Annotated in this window: 12 protein-coding genes; 9 read left to right on the plus strand and 3 right to left on the minus strand. The window is 36.0% G+C overall.

The genetic code is table 11. The features are described 5' to 3' along the window. The first annotated feature begins 35 nt into the window (after nt 1-35). From murB to EKM05_RS10520, 4 genes are all read left to right on the plus strand, one after another. On the plus strand, nt 36-1,049 hold the full coding sequence (gene murB / locus EKM05_RS10505) for a UDP-N-acetylmuramate dehydrogenase (protein WP_126555053.1): 1,014 nt from the start codon (nt 36-38) through the stop codon (nt 1,047-1,049). A 78-nt stretch (nt 1,050-1,127) separates the two neighbouring features. Next, entirely contained in the window at nt 1,128-1,742 is a 615-nt protein-coding gene (locus tag EKM05_RS10510; RefSeq protein WP_126461502.1) for an FMN-binding negative transcriptional regulator, read from the plus strand. A 112-nt stretch (nt 1,743-1,854) separates the two neighbouring features. Beyond that, on the plus strand, nt 1,855-2,961 hold the full coding sequence (locus EKM05_RS10515) for a glycosyltransferase (RefSeq protein WP_126461505.1): 1,107 nt from the start codon (nt 1,855-1,857) through the stop codon (nt 2,959-2,961). Next, nucleotides 2,952-3,503, plus strand: a complete 552-nt coding sequence (locus EKM05_RS10520) for an RNA polymerase sigma factor (RefSeq protein WP_126461508.1) — start codon at nt 2,952-2,954, stop codon at nt 3,501-3,503. Before EKM05_RS10515 ends, EKM05_RS10520 begins: the two co-directional genes overlap by 10 nt. A gap of 100 nt (nt 3,504-3,603) precedes the next feature. Here the strand turns inward: EKM05_RS10520 and EKM05_RS10525 are convergent, their stop codons facing one another. Further along, nucleotides 3,604-4,356, minus strand: a complete 753-nt coding sequence (locus EKM05_RS10525; RefSeq protein WP_233590902.1) for a glycerophosphodiester phosphodiesterase — start codon at nt 4,354-4,356, stop codon at nt 3,604-3,606. Between the two features lie 265 nt (nt 4,357-4,621). On the opposite strand from EKM05_RS10525, the gene EKM05_RS10530 reads away from it, so the two are divergent. The 5 genes from EKM05_RS10530 (at nt 4,622) to EKM05_RS10550 (ending at nt 12,207) form a co-directional block, all read left to right on the plus strand. After that, on the plus strand, nt 4,622-7,798 hold the full coding sequence (locus tag EKM05_RS10530) for a TonB-dependent receptor (RefSeq protein ID WP_126555055.1): 3,177 nt from the start codon (nt 4,622-4,624) through the stop codon (nt 7,796-7,798). A 270-nt stretch (nt 7,799-8,068) separates the two neighbouring features. Continuing rightward, a complete protein-coding gene (locus tag EKM05_RS10535; protein WP_126555057.1) occupies nt 8,069-8,887 on the plus strand; it encodes an energy transducer TonB in 819 nt (272 codons plus the stop codon). Nucleotides 8,888-9,165: 278 nt separating this feature from the next. After that, a complete protein-coding gene (lipA, locus tag EKM05_RS10540) occupies nt 9,166-10,035 on the plus strand; it encodes a lipoyl synthase (RefSeq protein WP_126555059.1) in 870 nt (289 codons plus the stop codon). A 67-nt stretch (nt 10,036-10,102) separates the two neighbouring features. Further along, complete coding sequence (gene gap / locus EKM05_RS10545) at nt 10,103-11,113, plus strand: type I glyceraldehyde-3-phosphate dehydrogenase (RefSeq protein WP_126461511.1); 1,011 nt, start codon at nt 10,103-10,105, stop codon at nt 11,111-11,113. A gap of 422 nt (nt 11,114-11,535) precedes the next feature. After that, nucleotides 11,536-12,207: a response regulator gene (locus EKM05_RS10550; RefSeq protein ID WP_233579288.1), complete on the plus strand. Its 672-nt coding sequence runs from the start codon at nt 11,536-11,538 to the stop codon at nt 12,205-12,207. Between the two features lie 3 nt (nt 12,208-12,210). Here the strand turns inward: EKM05_RS10550 and EKM05_RS10555 are convergent, their stop codons facing one another. Together EKM05_RS10555 and lpxK are read right to left on the minus strand one after the other, a co-directional pair. Beyond that, nucleotides 12,211-13,023 (minus strand): purine-nucleoside phosphorylase, encoded by an 813-nt coding sequence (locus EKM05_RS10555; RefSeq protein ID WP_126461517.1) that lies wholly within the window; start codon nt 13,021-13,023, stop codon nt 12,211-12,213. Beyond that, a complete protein-coding gene (gene lpxK, locus EKM05_RS10560; protein ID WP_126555061.1) occupies nt 12,995-14,020 on the minus strand; it encodes a tetraacyldisaccharide 4'-kinase in 1,026 nt (341 codons plus the stop codon). The genes EKM05_RS10555 and lpxK overlap by 29 nt, the downstream gene beginning before the upstream one ends.

The following is a 14,020-nucleotide window of genomic DNA, read 5'->3' on the forward strand; positions in this document are numbered from 1 at the left end:
TGCAGGATTCAACAACACAAAACGCCCTTTCTTTTATGGAAATAGTACCTAATTTCTCTTTAAAAAAATACAACACATTTGGTATTGAAGCCAAAGCAAAACAGTTTGTCGCCATTCATTCTATACAGGATTTGACAACTATTTTACAAGAAAATAAAACGCAGCAAAAATTTATTTTGGGCGGAGGTAGCAACATGCTTTTGACAAAAGACATTGATGCCCTTGTGATTCATATCGATTTGAAAGGCAAAAAAATCCTTGAAGAAAACGAAGACTTTGTGTGGGTCAGAAGTCAGGCGGGCGAAAACTGGCATGAATTTGTGCTTTGGACCATCGATCAAAATTTTGGAGGATTAGAAAACATGTCGCTAATTCCCGGAAATGTAGGGACTACGCCGGTCCAAAACATTGGTGCTTACGGAACTGAAATCAAAGATACTTTTGTTTCCTGTGAAGCAATGACGGTAGCAAATCAGGAAATAAAAATTTTCACAAAGGACGAATGTCATTTTGGTTACCGGGAAAGTGTTTTCAAAAACGAAATAAAAAACCAATACATCATTACATCAGTTGTTTTTAAATTGACTAAAAAGAACCATAAAATCAATACTTCTTACGGCGATATTTCGGCTGAATTAACCAAAAACAACATCAGCAATCCGACTTTAAAGGACGTCAGCAATGCTGTAATTACCATTCGACAAAGCAAATTACCCGATCCGGCAGCATTGGGAAACAGTGGCAGTTTCTTTAAAAATCCGATTCTGTTAAAATCCGATTTCGAAAAAATTTACAAGAAATTTCCTGAAATGAAATATTTTGATATTTCAGAAACTGAAGTAAAAGTTCCTGCTGGATGGCTGATAGAACAGGCCGGTTTCAAAGGAAAACGTTTTGGCGATGCCGGAATCCATAAAAATCAAGCGCTGGTTTTAGTGAATTATGGTCATGCAACCGGACAGGAAATTTTGAATGTTTCTAAAAATATTCAGGACACTATTTTTAAAATTTTTGGCATCCATATTGAGGCCGAAGTAAATGTGATTTAGGTGCTAGGCATTAGTCCAATAAATTTTAAAATCGTTTTACTAATCCCTATTCCTAATTCCCAAAAACCCAATCCTAAAATGTACACTCCAGAAATCTACAAAAACGAAAATCAGGAAGAAATCAAAAAATTTCTGCAAGAGAATAGTTTTGGTATTTTAATCAATCAAACCAATGGGAAATTGTGTGCCACACATATTCCTTTGGAACTGGAAACCAACAAAGAAGGCAAGGAAATTTTATGTGGGCACATTTCTAAAGAAAACCCACAATGGAATGGTTTTATAGACAACGACGAAATTTTAGCTGTATTTTCCGGACCTCACAGTTATATTTCTTCTTCTTGGTACGATCATGAAAATGTTCCAACATGGAACTATATTGCGGTTCATGTGTACGGAAAAATAAAAATTATTGAAGGAGAAGCCATCATTGAATCCTTAAAAAAACTGGTCGATAAGTACGAACAGAATTCTGAAAACCCGATTCGTATAGCAGATTTATCTAAAAAAACCATGATGCAAACTCGCGGTATTGTCGCCTTTGAAATTGAAATAACTGAAATTCAAGCCACAAAAAAATTATCTCAAAACAGAGACGAAAAAAACCATCAAAACATCATTTCTGAGTTAGAAAAAACAAAAGATTTTCAGTCAATAGCAGTTGCAAATGAGATGAAGAAATGCCCACTATAAATTCTTTTAAAAATCATAATTTATAATTTACAATTCATAATTCTATTCATACCTTTGCACTCTGCCGTCCCGAAGCTTCGGGATCGGGGATTTAAACACTCATTAAACTCAGATGCTTATACTAATTCTTTACTTTTTTATTTTTATTATTGCGGTTCAAATTTTATATTATCTAGGTGTTTTTGGAAAATTTGCTTTCGCCAAAATCCAAAAAATAACACCAAAAAGAATCCCCATTTCAGTTATTGTTTGTGCCAAAAACGAAGAAGAAAATGCAGCAAATTTCATCCCTTTACTGGCGGAACAAAACTATCCTGATTTTGAAATTGTCTTGATTGACGATGCCTCAAGTGATGCTACTCTGGCTATTTTTGAAGGTTTTGAAAAACAATATCCAAATATTCGTTTGGTAAAAGTACAAAACAACGAAGCCTTTTGGGGAAACAAAAAATATGCGTTGACATTAGGAATAAAAGCCGCAAAAAAAGAGTATTTACTATTCACTGATGCGGATTGTTATCCCACTTCAAAGGACTGGATAACAGCCATGAGTTCTCAATTTACGATGCAAAAAACTATCGTGTTGGGGTATGGGAAATATGAAAAAATTGCCAATTCTTTCCTGAATAAAATAATTCGTTTTGAAACTTTGTTAACCGCGATTCAATATTTTTCCTGGGCAAAAACAGGACATCCGTACATGGGTGTAGGAAGAAATTTAGCGTATAAAAAAGAAGAGTTTTTCAATGTAAATGGTTTTATTGATCACATGCAAATTCGTTCCGGTGACGATGATTTATTTGTAAACCAGGCGGCAAATGCTAGAAATACCACTATTGCTTTCACGCCGGAAAGCATTACGCTTTCCAGACCAAAAAAAACTTACAAAGACTGGCTGATTCAAAAAAGACGACATGTGGCTACGGCAAATTATTACAAACCTTTTGATAAATTACAATTAGGTCTGTTTTACTGTTCGCAATTGTTATTCATTTTATTGCCCATTGTATTGCTGTCTTTTCAATTCCAATGGATATTAGTGCTTAGTTTAATTGCGCTTCGGTATCTTGTAACATGGATTGTCATCGGATTTTCGGCAGGCAAATTAAAAGAAAAAGATGTTGTATATTGGTATCCAATAATTGAATTGGTATTGCTATTTACTCAAATCAATATTTTTATAACAAATACATTCTCAAAACCAGTCCATTGGAAATAAACGAACAGATAGAAAAAGCAAAACAAGGCGATCAAGTTGCCTTCACTTTTCTGTTGAATCATTACTGGAATGAAGTATATGGTTTTATGCTGAAACGCACCGAAAACGAAACCAATGCCGAAGATATCACCATTGAGACGTTCTCGAAAGCTTTTGATAAAATAGCCACTTACAATGCGGAATTCCAGTTCAACACCTGGCTTATTGCTATTGCAAAAAACGTTCACATCGATTTATTGCGGAAAAAAAAATCGAGTCTTTTTGTAGAAATTACCGATGAACACGACCAGCAAGCCTACAATATTGCCGACACTACTCCATCTGCGGAAGATGAATTGATAACGGAACAAAATCTTTCCCGATTACTGCAATTCATTAAAGAATTGAAACCCCATTATCAAGAGGTGATACAGTTGCGTTATTTTCAGGAAATGAGTTACCAGGAAATTGCTAACAAGATTGATGAGCCGCTAAGTAATGTCAAAATTAAGTTGCTTCGTGCCAAGAAATTATTGGCAGAAATCATTAAAAGTAGAAGGTAAATACCACACAAACCGTAACGCATCAATACTCGGTACAAAATAAAAAGCGATCTAAAAACAACTTTAGACCGCCTTATAAAAACCCGTGTTTATAGCATAATTATCTTATGATTCTTTCCGGATAATCCGTAATAATTCCGTTCACTTTAAGCGCTTGTAAATTATTAATATCGATAGGTTCATTCACAGTCCAAGGATAGATTTTGAAATTATTAGCTTTCATTATCGCTACATTTTCAGTTGTTAAGGTCTTATAATACGGGTTTATTGCTTGTGCGTTAAGTGTTTTTGCTGTTTTAATAATATTCGCAATGGGATCTTTATACGCCAGTAAACCAATCGTTATTTCCTTGCTTAAAGACCGCATGGTCTGCAATTCCTCTACTCGAAAACTAGAAATAAAGAAATCCTTATTACTCCACCCTTTTTTCTTGTATTCTTCAATTATTCTATACGTATCCGTTGCTGTATTTGTGCCTTTCAATTCGATATTAAGTACCACTTTTTTATCTATCGTCTCAATCACCTCTTGCAAGGTTGGGATTTGATGTTTTCCGGCAACCAGTACTTTTCTCAAATCATCAAAACTGTAGTCTTCAATTTTTCCTTTAGCATTGGTAATGCGCTCTAATTCATCATCGTGAAAAACAACCATTTCACCCGTTTTAATTTTGAAAACATCTATTTCTAACATATCCGCTTTTAATTCCATCCCTTTTTTTATGGATGCCAATGTGTTTTCGGTTTCATGCCCCATGGCTCCTCTGTGACCACAGACAACAAATTTATTTGGAGTACAATTTAAAAATAACAAGGCTACTAATGAAGCCATCAATAATTTCATGAATTTCATAATTTCTGTTTAAAATTTAGCAGTAAAAATAGCTCCTATCAAAGTTTCAACTATTAAGAAAGGATTAAGTTAAAAACATTTTACCTAAGCAAATGGTAGCTTTTAGCGATAAATCAGGTAGCAATATCTTAAAGAAAAGGATTCTTTTAACCTTATTTTTAAGTTTTAATTAACACAAAAGTACATAAGTGTTATTGTTAAAATAACAGCTAATTTTCAATTAGTCAATTCCTTTGTCGACATTAAAAAAACAAAAAAAATATTCATGAAAAAACTCCAATTATTTTTATTTACGATTGTGCTGACTATTTTTGTTAGCCATGAAAATTTTGCCCAAACCACGCAGGCCTCGATCTCGGGAAGTATTTCAGGCATAAATGCTGAACCTCTTAAAGATGCGATGGTCCAAATCAAAAATGAATCAACCGGATTCCAAACCAGTTCGTTATCAAATTTTAAAGGGATTTTTACTTTCAAAGAACTCCCGTTAGGCGGTCCTTACACAATCAGCGTTACGGCTATAGGTTATGGCCTGCAACAACGGTCCGGCTACTCTTTAAATCAGGGTGATTTAATAAATATTGAAATACTGATGCGGGACGAAATGCAAAATCTTGAAGTGGTTGAAGTAGTAGGCAGAGGTTTAAAAAACAAAACCGGGAATTTAGGCGCAGCCACCGCGGTAACTGCAACACTTATTAATGCATTACCCGTAAATGGCAGAAACTTTACGAGTTTAATGGATTTATCGCCTTTGAGCAGAGGTGGTAATATTTCCGGACAGCTTGCCTCTTCTACAAATTATACGTTGGATGGTATGAATGCTAAAAACCCAACTTCAGCAGGGGCAACAACAAGCCGAAGCGGTGCTCCCTACTCCATCTCTATTGAAGCCGTGCGAGAATTCAAGGTAGTTACTAATCAATACGATGTGAGCTATGGCCGAAGTGGCGGCGGGACGGTAAGTGCCGTAACTAAATCCGGTACAAATGATCTTACCGGAAGTATGTTTGCCTACAATCGTGCAGACTGGCTCTCTAGTCCGTATGACATTAGAGGAAACAGACGTCAGAATGATTTTTCTACCACACAATACGGTTTCACTCTGGGTGGACCAATCATTAAAGACAAATTGCACTTCTTTGTTGCTTGGGACCATCAACAAGATTTACGTCCTCTAATTATCGCTGATATTCAATCTCCAGAAGATGAATTACGCTTTAATGTCACAAGAGCAACACTTGATAATTTTGTAGCAATAGCAAGAAATAAATATGGAGTTTCCAGTTCCCCACAATATGGTTCTTTTGAGAAAAAACGAAATTCTGATGCGGCCTTTGCTCGTATTGACTGGCAAATAAACAATAATAATTTATTGACTGTTCGCAACAATTTTACGTATGACAATAATAAATTAGGACTACAGGACAATACTGCCATCAATTTATTTGAATCATCAGGTGATGACTTAAGTATTGATAATAGTATTCTGGCTTCTTTACGAACAAAAGTAAATGCAAGAGTTACAAATGAGCTGAAAGTACAACACTTGTATACTTTTCAGGACAGCAGTCCTGGCGACCAACTGCCTTCGTATAATATACCTCGCGCTATTGTAGAAAACGTTGCTTCAACAATTAACGGAGCGGTAAGAACGACTAATATCCAAATTGGCGGACATCGATTTGCACAAGAAAAATTCTCTAATAATGTGTTTCAAATTGTCGATAACTTATACTTTAACACGGATAAAGTTAAATATACTTTTGGATTTGATTTAATGCATACCAATTCAAAATCGTTATATGGCAGCGAGGTAAATGGACGTTTCCATTTCAATAGCATTGCTAATTTTGACAATCAAACGCCCTACCGTTACTACAGAGAAGTACCCTTAGTAAGCGACCCTACAGTAACCTCAAATATACTAAACGCTGGGATATATGGTCAGTTACAAACCAAAATAGCATTGGGACTAGACCTGACTTTAGGATTAAGATTTGATTATGCTAAATATCCAACAGCCACCTTTAATCAATTGGTTTTTGATGAATTGGGCATTCGTACGGACAACAAGCTCCAGTCTGCTATTCTTCAACCCAGAGTGCAATTATCTTGGGATGTAAATGAAAACCACAAGGACTATGTGCGCATAGGAGCCGGAATTTTCGCTTCTGATTTAAACAACTATGCAATTATCAATAATTTATATTTTGACGGAAATCATACGGCTACAGTAGATGTTCGATCGCCTAATGTTCCGATGCCAAATTTCATTGATTATCGAAATAATTATGCGAGCATTCCAACTTTAGATGCGTTCCAATTGCCTACTATCAATTTTACGGGATCAGATGCTAAAGTCCCTCTCGTGTATAAAGCCAATGTTTCGTATTCCCATTTTTTTACTGAGAAATTAAAAGCTGGCATAGCAGGTTATGCAACTTTGGGCCGTAATAACTATGTATATGTTGATAGAAATATGGTTGCAAATCCATTTTTCACTTTGGCTAATGAAGGAAATCGTGGTGTCTACGTTCCTGCCAGTTCAATACCTGCAAATGGAGCCGGAGACTGGACGAAAGGGCGTATCAGTAATACACTAGGACGTGTGTTAGAATTAAACAGCGAAGGTAAAGTCAATCAATTTGCATTGGTGGTGGATGCAACATACCGTTATTTTAAAGACGGTGAAATATCCGCCAGTTATACCTTGAATGATACAAAAGACAATACTTCTTTTAATGGAAATGTAGCCAATACGGCAACTTTAGTTTTACCGGTTGAAGATGATCCAAGAGATTTGAGTAAAATGAGTTATTCTGATAATCACTTCCGCCATAAAGTAGTATTTTACGGAACCTTGCCTGCTTTTTATGGCTTCAGTGTTGGCGTACGTTATTCCGGAATTGGCGGTACGCGATACAGTTTATTATCAGGAGCAAATACAAATGCTGATTTTGTGACAGCATCAAATGATTTAGCCTACATATTTGACATCAATAACTCAACTGTCCCTCAAAACATAAAAACAGGTTTACAAACCGTACTTGACAATCCTAATGCAAGCCAAAGTTTAAAAAACTATATCAACAAATACTCCGGGAAATTAGCCGAAAGAAACGGAGGAATAAATGAATTTTATGGACTAGTTGATATTCGAATTAGTAAAAAAGTTACTTTATACAAAAAACAATTTTTAGAATTTACAGCGGATATCTTTAATGTTGCCAATTTATTACATAAAGAATGGGGAGTCAATAAATCCCTTGGAAGCCAGTCCTTATATGCTTTAGGCACACCGGCATCCGGAACAACAGCAGCAGTTCCCGGGTTTGACAACAGCAGACAGCAATTTAATTACAGGGTTAATAATGCCGGACTTCCTTCGCTTTCCGGAAATCCGTTTCAAATACAAATTGGATTCAAATATGCTTTCTAAATGCAATTTATAAAGTAACAAAACCCAATCACAAAACGCATCCATAGACTTGGATGCGTTTTTAATTATGAATAAATCTATTAAAAACACTATTTATGAGTATTATTATGAGTATAAATTACCATTTAAGTTAAATAAATACATATAAACCTACTATAATAAAAAATAAATGCTAAATTTATAAATTATTATTCTTATTTTACATGTTATAAAATAAAAACATCCTTCACTTATGATTTAACTGCTACTTAACCATTAAATCTATAAATCATGTCAAAATTAAGCCTTTACCAAACCGGTTGGATCAACCTTATTTTTCAAGACAGAAACAAAGAGTATGGCGCGTATCAGTTGCGCCAGGAAAGTGCCAAAACTTCATTAACGGCACTATTTATGGGATTATTGTTTTCGGGTGCAGTTGTTGCTATTGCATTGATTATTGGTTATTTCAATCCTCAAAACAGCCTTGTAATTACCATTCCTGAATTTACAAATACCACAGTCCAATTAACTGATATTGTGCCAAACCAGCTTGTAGAAACACCGAAACAAGTGCTGCCCGAAATAAAAAAACAAATTACGGCAATACCAATTTTAAACGACCAGTTAGTACATCCAGTTATTGTACAGGCGCCACTGGCAAGTCCGAATATTCTAAAAACCACTAATTACACAACTACACCAACTCAAGGTACGGCAACTACAGCTACAAGTACATCTTTATCTTCAGACACCGGAACAGGGCCAATCAGCACTACAGATACCGGAAACACAATCATCAACAATATTTCATTAGACAAACTTCCTGAATTCCCTGGCGGAATTAATAAATTCTATCATTATGTAGGCGCTAATTTTGAAAAACAGGAAATAGGAGGCAGTGGCTCGATTCAGGTATATGTTTCTTTTGTGATAGAAAGAGATGGAAGCATGACTGACATTCAGGTAAAAAGAGATCCTGGCTATGGACTGGGAAAAGAAGCCCTTCGAGTTTTGAAATCCCTAAAAACGAAATGGTCACCGGGAATCATTGACGGAAAAGCTGTACGAACCGCTTATACCCTTCCGATTACGGTACAGATGAATTAAATAAAAAAAAGATTCCATTCATTTTGAAGATTTTTTATACCTGATTTTTTTTACGAGTGTACCTTAATCTAATTGAGCTCTGATGGTAGTGGTATCCCTTGCCGCCATTTCGAGAAACATAGCAAAAAGCATGGATTTACCGAAAATCAGAACGACTACTTCCTAAGAAAAGCGACTGTAGTACTGCCAAAGTATCCGTATCTCTTTATTCAAATAAACAACGAAACGAATCTACAAATAAACTCTATTCCTTATCTTTGTACTTTGAAAATTTAAATATGGAAATAGTTTTAGAAAATACTTTACCAACTGCAAAGCCAAAATGGTTGAAGGTAAAACTCCCAATAGGAAAAAAATACACTGAGCTTCGTGGCTTAGTGGACAAATATAGCTTAAATACAATTTGTGCCTCCGGAAGTTGCCCTAATATGGGTGAATGCTGGGGTGAAGGAACAGCAACTTTTATGATTCTGGGAAACACTTGTACGCGCTCTTGTGGTTTTTGCGGGGTAAAAACAGGAAGACCCGAAACCGTAGATTGGGATGAGCCCGAGAAGGTAGCGCGTTCTATCAAAATCATGAATATCAAACACGCCGTGATTACCAGCGTTGACAGAGATGACTTGAAAGATGGCGGCTCAATCATTTGGATAGAAACCGTAAAAGCCATTCGAAGAATGAACCCCAATATAACACTGGAAACGCTGATTCCTGATTTTCAAGGTATCGAAAGAAATATTGACCGTATCGTAGAAGCCAATCCTGAAGTAGTTTCGCATAACGTAGAAACGGTACGCCGATTAACCCGTGAAGTCCGCATTCAGGCAAAATACGACAGAAGTTTAGCCGTATTATGCTACTTGAAAGAAAAAGGAATTAAGAGAACAAAATCAGGTATTATGCTAGGTCTGGGCGAGCAGGAAGCCGAAGTTTTTCAAACCATGCGGGACTTGCGGGAAGCCAATGTGGATATTGTTACAATAGGTCAGTACTTGCAACCCAGCAAAAAACATTTGCCGGTAAAAGAATTCATAACACCCGATCAATTTGCAGTATACGAGAAATTTGGTTTAGAACTAGGGTTCCGTCATGTAGAAAGCGGACCATTAGTACGTTCCTCATATAAAGCACAAAAACATATTTTATAAATAGTTTATTCGTTTATTTGTTTAATCGGTTAACCAAATAAACGAATAAATGAATAAACGAATCCATTTGAAAACAAGAATTGCCATAAATGGTTTTGGAAGAATCGGCCGAAATTTATTCCGATTACTTTTAAACCATCCCTCAATAGAAGTTGTTGCCATAAATGATATTGCCGACAAGAAAACGATGGCCCATTTAGTGAAATATGATAGTATTCACGGGGTGTTACCCTTTACGGTCAGCGATGATGAAAAAGGAATTCTGGTAGACGGAAATCATTTTTTGTTTTTCCATGAAAAAACCATTTCCAATCTGGACTGGAAAAGTGTAGACATTGATTACGTAATCGAATCCACAGGTAAATACAAGACTTTTGAAGCGCTGAATGCCCATATCTTGGCTGGGGCCAAAAAAGTAATCCTTTCCGCACCATCAGAAGTAGACACTATCAAAACAGTCGTTTTAGGTGTCAATGACTGTATACTTGACGGAACGGAAACCATTATATCAAATGCCAGCTGTACTACCAATAATGCCGCTCCAATGATCAAAGTAATCAATGACCTTTGCGGTATAGAACAAGCCTACATTACTACGATTCACTCGTACACCACAGACCAGAGTCTGCACGACCAACCACATAAAGACTTGCGTCGCGCCAGAGGAGCAAGTCAATCTATTGTACCCACAACAACTGGCGCTGCAAAAGCGTTGACAAAAATATTTCCCGAGTTTGAAGGTAAAATTGGCGGTTGCGGCATCCGGGTACCTGTCCCTGACGGCTCCTTGACTGACATCACATTCAATGTAAAGCGCACAGTAACAATACAGGAAATAAATGCCGCCTTCAAAAATGCTGCACAAACTACTTTAAAAGGTATTTTAGATTATACCGAGGACCCAATTGTTTCAGTTGATGTCATTGGCAATAAAAATTCTTGTATATTCGATGCTCAACTCACTTCGGTTATTGATAAAATGGTAAAAGTAGTTGGATGGTATGATAATGAAATTGGTTATTCATCCAGAATAATTGACCTAATACTATTGACAGAAAATAACCACGAAAAAATTTAATTACAAATGAATTATTTTTTCGTGTTTATTATTGTTTTTTACTCCTCACTGTTTCCTCAATCTACAGAGAAAACGGACAGTATTTTATATTACACTAGTTAAGGAACTCCAGCATTCAAACTAACAATTAAAAGAGGCACTGCTACACCCTCAAAAAGCAATCCTTTATGCGACTCGAAATAAAAACATAGAAGATCAAGCACTTCAGAATTATAATCTGGATAAAATTTATTTTGATTTAAAAGAGTATGATAACAACATAGAAACGTTCTCTAAGAGCGCGACTTTATTTTCAAGTTTTAAACCCCTCTGAATGCCATCAACGGAATTACCCATTTGTTATTGGTAGAAAACCCAAATGAAATTTAATCAACAATGCGCTAAAATTTACACAAAACGGAGCCGTACACGTAATTACCAAACTGCACTCTTTGCAGAATGAAAATGCAACTTTATATTATGAAATTACTGATACCGGAATTGGAATCCCCGAAGATAAACTGGCAAGTGTTTTTGACAATTTTTCCCAAAGTTCCATAGAAGTAAATCGAAAATATGGCGTCACGGGGCTAGGATTAACTATTATAAAAAAATTAATTAAAATACTGGGTGGCCAAATTAAACTAAAAAGTACTGTAGGAGAAGGATCTACATTTTCATTCCTGCCGGACTTTAAAATAAGTGAGCAACCGTTACAAGAGGAAACCAAACCAAAAGCAAACTATGATTCTAAATTATTATATAAAAAAAAACTTTTGGTAGAGGACAATAAAATTAACCAAATGATCACTAAAAAGATGCTGATCAATAAAGGAATCATTTGTGAATTAGTTGACAATAGGGAAGATGCCATTGATTTAGTTCGGAAAAACAAATTTGACTTGGTTCTTATGGACGTTCATTTACCGGGTATCAACGGCACGATCGCTACAGAATTGATTAGAATATTTGATAAAACCACCCTCATCATAGCGTTTACGGCGATCACATTGCATGAAAACCGCAAAATGCTCTTGTCTTTTGGAATGAATGAAGTCATTACAAAACCGTTCGCCCCAGAGGAATTTTACATAACAATCGCTGAATACATCTAGTCATTAATAGTTTAAAATCAATTCTTTAATAAGACTCCTCACTTGCGGTTCAGCTTTTTTTGCTGCTTCCAATACTTCATCGTGTGAAATAGTGCCAATACTTTCTTCATTACCCATATCCGTAATTACAGAAATTCCAAAGGTCTCCAGATCCATGTGACGGGCCACAATTACTTCAGGAACGGTTGACATCCCAACACAATCTGCACCAAGAATCTTGACCATTCTATATTCAGCCAAAGTTTCAAAAGTAGGCCCTTGAAGCCCCAGATAAATTCCTTCATGAACCTCGATATGAAGTTGCTTAGCTAATTCAGTCGCTTTTGCAATCATTTTTCTCGAATACGGCTCACTCATATTTACAAAACGAGGCCCAAAACGTTCGTCATTTTTCCCACGTAAAGGGTGCTCCGGCGTCATATTGATATGATCCGTAAGCATCACAATAGAGCCTACTTTATAAGCCGGATTCACACCGCCTGATGCATTTGAAACCACTAATTTCTCAATCCCTAAAAACTTCATCACTCGCACCGGAAAAGTCACTTCAGTCATCGAATAGCCTTCGTAAAAATGAAACCGTCCCTGCATGGCCACTACTTTCTTACCGCCTATTGTTCCAAAAACCAAGGCCCCTTTATGACCTTGTACCGTCGATACAGGGAAATTTAAAATTTCATTGTAGGGCAGTGTATATTCTACCTTCATTTCATCGGTAAAACTCCCTAATCCTGATCCTAAAATCACACCATATTCTGGCGTAAAATCAATTCTTTGCTTAATGTAACTAACGGTTTCCTGTACTTGTTCCCACATAATCTGTAATTGTTTTATCAAAATTTTCACTCCCGGAAATAAAAGTACTTTTTATAGGCAGATAAAAGAGTTGTCCGCTTGGTAAACTTCCTTTCAATCGCATATAATCTTTTTCGGTAGTGATAATCATGTTGTTTTGAGCTAACTTTTTAATTTCTAAAATGTCTTTATCGGTAAAATTATGATGATCCGGAAAAGACAAACAGACCTCATTAGTATCCTTAAAATAGGCGAAAAATGGTTCCGGTTTTGCAATTCCTGCCACTAGTACCTTAGCAGCATCTTGAATTTCATTCCCCTTTATCTTTAAATTTTCACCATAAATATAACCATCGTATGCTATAAAAGTAAAGTATAATTCTTGATTTTTACCAACTTTTAGCCTCTTTTTAATGTCATCCTGCTCCTCAAATGAAAGGTTATGAGGACATTTAGTCACCATAATCACATTCGCTCTTGCCGCTCCGCTTTGGCTTTCGCGTAAATTCCCGGTTGGCAACATACAATCATCCGAATATAAATCACCATAAGAAGTCAATAAAATATAAAAACCCGCTTTTACTTTTCGATGTTGAAAAGCGTCATCAAGCAAAATCACTTCTGGTTTTATGGATTGCGAAAGCAATTGCTCTATTCCATTTTTTCTGTCGGCATCAACCGCAACTTGAATCGATGGGAATTTTTGATAAAACTGAAAAGGTTCATCTCCCAAGGTTTCTGCATTCGAAGTGGCTTCTGCCAAAATAAAACCTTTAGATTGCCTTTTATAGCCTCTACTTAGTGTAGCAATTTTATATTTATCCGAAAGCAAACGAATCAAATATTCAATTTGGGGCGTTTTTCCGGTTCCTCCAACACTAAGATTCCCAACAGCAATAATGGGCAATTCAAACGAGTATGATTTTAAAACCCCTTTATCGAAAAGAAAGTTTCGAATACACGTTACTAAACCATACAAAACGGCAAAAGGGAATAGTAATTTTCGAAGTAAATTCAT

Source organism: Flavobacterium sp. GSP27 (genome assembly GCF_003970395.1).
Taxonomy (GTDB): domain Bacteria; phylum Bacteroidota; class Bacteroidia; order Flavobacteriales; family Flavobacteriaceae; genus Flavobacterium.

Bases quoted from the DNA above. Each gene is read 5' to 3' on its own strand.
- lipA (WP_126555059.1), top strand. From the start codon at position 9,166: ATGGAAATAGTTTTAGAAAATACTTTACCAACTGCAAAGCCAAAATGG.
- EKM05_RS10510 (WP_126461502.1), top strand. From the start codon at position 1,128: ATGTACACTCCAGAAATCTACAAAAACGAAAATCAGGAAGAAATCAAA.
- EKM05_RS10535 (WP_126555057.1), top strand. From the start codon at position 8,069: ATGTCAAAATTAAGCCTTTACCAAACCGGTTGGATCAACCTTATTTTT.
- murB (WP_126555053.1), top strand. From the start codon at position 36: ATGGAAATAGTACCTAATTTCTCTTTAAAAAAATACAACACATTTGGT.
- EKM05_RS10555 (WP_126461517.1), bottom strand. From the start codon at position 13,023: ATGTGGGAACAAGTACAGGAAACCGTTAGTTACATTAAGCAAAGAATT.
- EKM05_RS10515 (WP_126461505.1), top strand. From the start codon at position 1,855: ATGCTTATACTAATTCTTTACTTTTTTATTTTTATTATTGCGGTTCAA.
- EKM05_RS10525 (WP_233590902.1), bottom strand. From the start codon at position 4,356: ATGAAATTCATGAAATTATTGATGGCTTCATTAGTAGCCTTGTTATTT.
- EKM05_RS10530 (WP_126555055.1), top strand. From the start codon at position 4,622: ATGAAAAAACTCCAATTATTTTTATTTACGATTGTGCTGACTATTTTT.
- lpxK (WP_126555061.1), bottom strand. From the start codon at position 14,020: ATGAATTTACTTCGAAAATTACTATTCCCTTTTGCCGTTTTGTATGGT.